7 protein-coding genes are annotated in these 6,040 nt (G+C 38.8%); 2 read left to right on the forward strand and 5 right to left on the reverse strand.

Annotated features, from left to right (window positions below):
• Positions 1 to 483: 483 nt before the first annotated feature.
• The 3 genes from FTV32_RS15580 to FTV32_RS15590 all read right to left on the reverse strand — a co-directional run bounded on the left by FTV32_RS15580 (position 484) and on the right by FTV32_RS15590 (position 2,062).
• On the reverse strand, positions 484 to 789 hold the full coding sequence (locus tag FTV32_RS15580; RefSeq protein WP_179996778.1) for a hypothetical protein: 306 nt from the start codon (positions 787 to 789) through the stop codon (positions 484 to 486).
• 5 nt (positions 790 to 794) lie between these two features.
• Positions 795 to 1,238: a hypothetical protein gene (locus FTV32_RS15585; protein WP_108479727.1), complete on the reverse strand. Its 444-nt coding sequence runs from the start codon at positions 1,236 to 1,238 to the stop codon at positions 795 to 797.
• Between the two features lie 521 nt (positions 1,239 to 1,759).
• A complete protein-coding gene (locus tag FTV32_RS15590) occupies positions 1,760 to 2,062 on the reverse strand; it encodes an AlpA family transcriptional regulator (protein ID WP_179991724.1) in 303 nt (100 codons plus the stop codon).
• 1,342 nt (positions 2,063 to 3,404) lie between these two features.
• Between FTV32_RS15590 and FTV32_RS15595 the strand changes: the two genes are divergently transcribed.
• Positions 3,405 to 3,590 carry a hypothetical protein gene (locus FTV32_RS15595; protein WP_179991721.1) on the forward strand — a complete coding sequence of 62 codons (186 nt, stop codon included), beginning with the start codon at positions 3,405 to 3,407 and terminating at the stop codon, positions 3,588 to 3,590.
• Positions 3,591 to 3,873: 283 nt separating this feature from the next.
• Here FTV32_RS15595 and FTV32_RS15600 read toward each other — a convergent pair whose 3' ends face one another.
• Positions 3,874 to 4,266, reverse strand: coding sequence for a helix-turn-helix transcriptional regulator (locus FTV32_RS15600; protein WP_179991725.1), 393 nt, complete (start codon positions 4,264 to 4,266; stop codon positions 3,874 to 3,876).
• Positions 4,267 to 4,295: 29 nt separating this feature from the next.
• On the reverse strand, positions 4,296 to 4,775 hold the full coding sequence (locus FTV32_RS15605; RefSeq protein WP_179991723.1) for a HEPN domain-containing protein: 480 nt from the start codon (positions 4,773 to 4,775) through the stop codon (positions 4,296 to 4,298).
• Between the two features lie 441 nt (positions 4,776 to 5,216).
• Here FTV32_RS15605 and FTV32_RS15610 point away from each other — a divergent pair, with 441 nt between their 5' ends.
• Entirely contained in the window at positions 5,217 to 5,768 is a 552-nt protein-coding gene (locus FTV32_RS15610) for a hypothetical protein (protein WP_179991722.1), read from the forward strand.
• The last annotated feature ends 272 nt before the right edge of the window (positions 5,769 to 6,040 follow it).

Raw genomic sequence — 6,040 nt, forward strand, 5'->3', positions numbered from 1 at the left:
TCTGGTTAGGTTGGGCTTCTTTCGACGGTGCAATCCAAGAAATCCCTAGTCCGTTGATTGGTGCTCTTATCAGGTACGCACTGTAATCTTTCGATACCGCAGCGTGATTCGGAGGCAGAGCCGGAATTTCGTTTTCCGGTACGTTTTATTACCACAATTTGCCTGTTTATCCTTTCGGAGACCGGGCTAAGTCCGAGTCAATCAAGTGGTGCATTTGAGTTAATGTCTTTGAATGGTTTTAAGGAAGTAGTGACAAGCTAGCTTCCCATTGCTAAGATTGGATTGTCTAGGTCTGATCTTAGCAACGAATGCACCGAATCAGATTAGCAGAGCCGAAGTGATGTCACAATCATTTCGGCTCTGTGCCTTTCGGAGTATCACAAAAAAATCCCGTCATATTTAAATCCGCAACGCTCGCCGCAAGATGAAAATTTATTTTTCATCGAGGAAGCGGAAGTGCATCTGATGCTGATTGGTACTCGGTCACTCCGTTTTATTATTTTCCCGTTTTTTCTTGGCGCGTTTGTACATAGTTTTTACGGTAAGCACGCTTAAATTATGGGTTGTATGCTCATTTAAACAATCCGTTATGCGTTGCCATGATCGGTATTTTCTGGCTTCGGTGATTTCATCAAATGCTTCATCAAACACTTTTTGCATACTTTTGAGTCCACCAAAGGTCAGTAAAAAAATAGTTTTATTGAGCGATTCTCTTACAGGTTTGATCCCCGATTGTCTGATAGCATCGGCGATATGTTTTTCGAGTCTCTCTAATTCTTTTTTTTCCATCCCGATCACCTAAAAAATAAAATTAATGTGATGATAAGTGCATTACTGAGTAGAACGGTTAGGAAAAAGGTTATCGTCCAGCGAGTCAGCTTTTGTTGTGTTTTTTGATGTCGTTTTTTTTCATCATCCAGTTCTTGCCTTAAATGTGAGTATCGTTCACTGAAATCATTCAGAAGTTTTTGACTGGCGTTAAGCGTGCTGAGTTGATGATTGACTTCTAAGTTCCATTTTCGGAGGTTGTGGCGCAGTTCTTGGTCAATACGGGTGACATCATCCTGTAAACGTTCTGTGAGCGTTTTTCTCGGTGAAAGATGGAGTGATTCAGCGAGGATTTCACGTGCTTTGTTGGTGATAGTTTTATTTTCTCGTTCAGCAATGATTTGAAGTTTATCTTTGAGATCATCTTCAATTCTAAAGCTCACCGTTGTTGTTTTTTTGCTCTCCGCCATTAATTCCCCTTTTTTTTTGTTGTCTAAAAACGTTGACGTACAAGGCTCTAAGGTGTGTTACCTATGCGTTTTTAATTGGTTTGTTAAAAATATCGCAAAATACAAAATTACAGGCACGACATCGACCGCAGACAAACGGGGACATAATGGGGACATTATTGCCGTTTGTCTACAGTCGCGTACTCAGGGGGATCCCTGATACCCCGAAGCCTCTACGAGTCTTTTTTCTGACGCGCTGCGCTTGTCCAACGATTCACAGGCAGATAAAAATTTTATCTGCCCGTTCATCGTTTCATGAGTGGCAAAATGAAAGTCATTGTTTTGAGGGTTAACGGTGAGATCTCATTGCTAATCAAATGATGTTAAAAACGCCCCCAAAAGCTCGCAAAACCGTTCTAAACTTTCAACGTGATTTTTGGGGTTTGATAGGGTGATCGTGTCTTAAAATCGATTTGAGGGGCTTTGATGGGGATGAATGGGCGGTTTTCGCTAATCAACTCGCCCATTTAACATAAAAGGGATTAGTTGCACTTAGAATCGGTAGGTTCGTTATAATTTTCAGCATTTCCCATTCTAGCGTGATTTTCTTGAGCAAATTTTCGTTCTCTATGACTTTGAGCTTGATTATGTATCCATACATTTATGATTTTTGATGACCACCTAGGGCTATCTCCATGACCTAACCAAACGGTTGGTTGAGGGAAAGGAATTTGATTAGGAATGTCATTACGTCGAATTCTATTCAGCGTTGATTTACTGATACCTAATTTTTCACATAGATCCTTGATCCCCAAAAGGGTGTCATTGGCTATATCAAAATGCATCTTTCTCTCCGTATTCACTTCTAATTATCACTATTATGATGATTCTATATTAACACCGCTAGGTTCAAATTGAAGTACGTATGGTTTTTTTAGCGGTACAGGGTGATTCAAATGCTATTATTTAAAAGCAAAAAAGCCAGCAATTTGCTGGCTTTTTACATAACGTGGATTAACTACGGTTATCAGCCTGATTTTATTGCAATTGCAAACTGCATTAAACGTTCTTTTTTCTCCGTTGAGCCTAAAAACTAATAGTTGCCATACCAGAGAAGCAAGCTAGTATTACTATTCTCACTTGCTCGGTATTGAATATCGACGTTTCCAAGGGAAGCCTACCGGCTTCCCTTTTTTATGGTTGAATGGGGTTGATTTCCATAACAGGAATCGAATACATGAGACAACCTATTGACTACGAACAATTTAAAATTGGTTTGGCTTTGAATTTTTTCATGCCTATTTGAACTCTCAGGCTCAAATTTTGAGCAAAAAAGTGCCTAATGCCCCAATGTGGTACTAATCAAAACGGAGCGAAGCGACAACGTCTTTTTGTCTTTGCTTTTCTCCATGATCAGTGATTGGGTCATGGCTTCTTAGCTTGTTCCATTAGCTAAGTCTGGTACTTCTGGTCAGTTTGGGCTTCTCTCGACGGTGCAATCCTAGAAACCCTGGTCCGTTGATTGGTGCTCTTATCAGGTACGCACTGTAATCTTTCGATACCGCAGCGTGATTCGGAGGCAGAGCCGGAATTTCGTTTTCCGGTACGTTATTACCACAATTTGCCTGTTTATCCTTTCGGGGACCGAGCCAAGTCCGAGTCAATCAAGTGGTGCATTTGGGTTAATGTCGTTGGCTGGTATTTAATGAGAACGTGACAAGCGTCTCTCACGCTGCTAAGATTGGATTGAGCTTTCTAATCGTAGCAGCGAATGCACCGATTCAGAGTACCAAAGCCCTGTGATACTGTCACGGGGCTTTTGTACATCTGTAGGTTAGAAATTTATTAAGTCATCTAAAAATGGCTACGTATAAGACCCATTATGTTAAATGGGCGAGTTAACTTGCTAAAACCGCCCATTCATCCGCATTAAATCCCCTCAAATCGATTTTAAGACACGATCCCCCTATAAAACACCCAAAACCACGTTGAAAGTTTAGAACGGTTTTGCGAGCTTTTGAGTGCGTTTTTAACAAGTTTTTATTTCATGTGAAATTCTTCTAGTAAGTCTTAAAACAATCCACATTCACGGTGGATAAATCGGGGAATATCGTTTGATATTGTGATTTACTCTTTGATAATCAAAAGCAAGAACAATTTGTTTATTTATTAGCCGATGGTGATTACATGAAAACGAAACCAGAAACAGAAATGCGAAAATGGAAAAGATTGAATCAAATCGTTTCAAGGAAAAGAAAGTATAGGCAAGAAGACCTTGATAAGTGGCGTAAAGAGCAAGAGGAAGAAGAGCGGATTAAAGAATGGCTGGATGAAAATGAAGGTGCGATAAAACGCCACATGAAAGACTTGTAGCGTTTAACATAAAAGGGATTAGTCGCACTAAAAATCGATAGGCTCATTACAATTTTCAGTATTTTCCATTCTTGCGTGATTTTCTTGAGCAAATTTTCGTTCTCTATGACTTTGAGCTTGATTGTGTATCCATACATTTATGGTTTTTGATGACCACCTAGGACTATCTCCATGACCTAACCAAACAGTTGGTTAGGTCATGGAGTTTGATTAGGAATGTCATTACGTCGAATTCTAATGAATAACCCCGCCGCAATCAGTGTGGAATATAACTCTCAGAGATTTACTTCTTTTTCATAAACTTATTTATATAAGGGATTACGCCATCAACAATTGCAACACCGGCTGCAGTCAGTCCGATTATGGATGCTCGAGTTATAATTGTTTTTGTTGTTACCCATTCAGCACTATTTTCCTTTAGTTCTTTCTCTGATGGCAGCTCCGTTTCAACCTCATAACCCTGAGATTTAAGAGCTTTAACTCTATCGTCAGCAACTTTAAAGAGCTGCCATGGTTCCAATTCAAACCCATGAGAAATTTTTAATACATTTTCTATGGTCGATGCCCTACCAATTTCAACCCTGGCTAATGTTGACTGAGTCATTCCACATAACTGAGATGCAGAAGCTTGATTTAGGCCTCTATGCTCTCTTTCTTCAGAAATTACAGTTCCAATTTAAAAATTCAGTATTGAGTAACACAAAATTAAAGAAGATGTATATCTTTGATAAATGATTTCAATACATTTAATCTAGAAACCAAAATTTCGTAATCGCTGGCATCAACATTTAATAGAACATAATGAGATTTTCTTTTTTGGAAATATGGGTATCTCAAGTTATTGTGTAAGTGGTTCGAGTTAGTTTTAAGCAAAACATTAGAAGCGAATTGTGCTCGAATTTGCTCTTTCTGAATATTATCGGTTGATAGTATATTAATGAGCATATCAAATGCTGATTCTATAGAATGATTTCTATTTTCATCTCTAAAAAAATCGTTATCTGCATTGATAAGTGAAAAAATCTTACTCCTTATTAACTTCTCCATTGATTGTAAAATCAAATAACAAGCAACCCGATATTTACCTAACTTTGCTAACTCTGAAGCGGCACTTTCATCTTCTTGAGACAATTTTAGGTAAGTGTTACTAATATTTATATTTCTTTCTATTTTACCTATCATCATTTTAGTACATACCTACGAAAAATTATAATTATTAAAATTTATACCCACTAACGCTTATTGTGAACGGTTCTGTCGCATTAAGGCTGTTTGCACGGTAATCTACCCTTTTGAAGTACGTGTATCTTTTTTAATGGTACACGTACTTCAAATGGTATTATTTAAAAGCTAAAAAGCCAGCAAATTGCTGGCTTTTTACATAACGTGGATTAGTCGCACTAAAAATCGATAGGCTCATTACAATTTTCAGTATTTTCCATTCTTGCGTGATTTTCTTGAGTAAATTTTCGTTCTCTATGACTTTGAGCTTGATTGTGTATCCATACATTTATGGTTTTTGATGACCACCTAGGACTGTCTCCATGACCTTATTGATTATTGGTAAGTTTTAGCGGGGGGTGTGATAAAATAGTAAAACGTTGCAAATGGATTATAAGGATAAAAATGAAAGACGATAAGGTAAGTCAGAGTAGCGAGCCATTAGCTATGATGACACATGAACGAGCGCGAAAAGGTCTTATCACCAGAGTAATTCTAGCTGCCACTGTGGGGGGGGTTAGCTCTACACTAAATGCAGTTTGCAATAACGACACTAATAGCGGTGTATCTTCTGTTGCAAGCATTATTGGTTCAGTCGCTGGGTCTTCTGCGGTGCAGTACCTTGTGGAGAAAGTGGTTGATACTAATGGTTTGAGTTTATCAAAAGAATCTAAGATTGGAATGGCTGTTGGAGTTGGTATTGGCGTATCGAGTATATCTAATGCATTAGTTAATAGTTATAACTCGGATACTGACCTTGATTTGTCAGAAGTTGCTACTCAGACAGCTAAGCATGTTGGAATGGGTTATGGTAGCACAATAGGTGCATTGAAGATTATGGGCCCCGAAGACGCTTCTTTTTGGGATGACGATCTAACGCTTACTAATACCACAAAGACCACGTACGACATGGACAATTCTTTAGCTCATTTAGCCTATTTTAAGTGGGACGACTAATAAAAATCAAATACACACCTAATGCCCCAATGTGGTACTAATCAAAACGGAGCGAAGCGACATCATCATTCTGTCTTTGCTTTTCTCCATGATCGGTTATTGGGTCATGGCTTCTTAGCTTGTTCCTTTAGCTAAGTTTGGTACTTCTGGTTAGGTTGGGCTTCTTTCGACGGTGCAATCCAAGAAATCCCTAGTCCGTTGATTGGTGCTCTTATCAGGTACGCACTGTAATCTTTCGATACCGCAGCGTGATTCGGAGGCAGAGCCGGAAT

The organism is Acinetobacter sp. YH16032 (assembly GCF_013417345.1).
Lineage (GTDB): Bacteria > Pseudomonadota > Gammaproteobacteria > Pseudomonadales > Moraxellaceae > Acinetobacter.

What these genes read in the sequence shown, in the direction of transcription:
- FTV32_RS15580 (WP_179996778.1), bottom strand. Translation starts at nt 789, where the DNA reads ATGGAAAAAAAAGAATTAGAGAGACTCGAAAAACATATCGCCGATGCT.
- FTV32_RS15585 (WP_108479727.1), bottom strand. Translation starts at nt 1,238, where the DNA reads ATGGCGGAGAGCAAAAAAACAACAACGGTGAGCTTTAGAATTGAAGAT.
- FTV32_RS15590 (WP_179991724.1), bottom strand. Translation starts at nt 2,062, where the DNA reads ATGCATTTTGATATAGCCAATGACACCCTTTTGGGGATCAAGGATCTA.
- FTV32_RS15595 (WP_179991721.1), top strand. Translation starts at nt 3,405, where the DNA reads ATGAAAACGAAACCAGAAACAGAAATGCGAAAATGGAAAAGATTGAAT.
- FTV32_RS15605 (WP_179991723.1), bottom strand. Translation starts at nt 4,775, where the DNA reads ATGATGATAGGTAAAATAGAAAGAAATATAAATATTAGTAACACTTAC.
- FTV32_RS15610 (WP_179991722.1), top strand. Translation starts at nt 5,217, where the DNA reads ATGAAAGACGATAAGGTAAGTCAGAGTAGCGAGCCATTAGCTATGATG.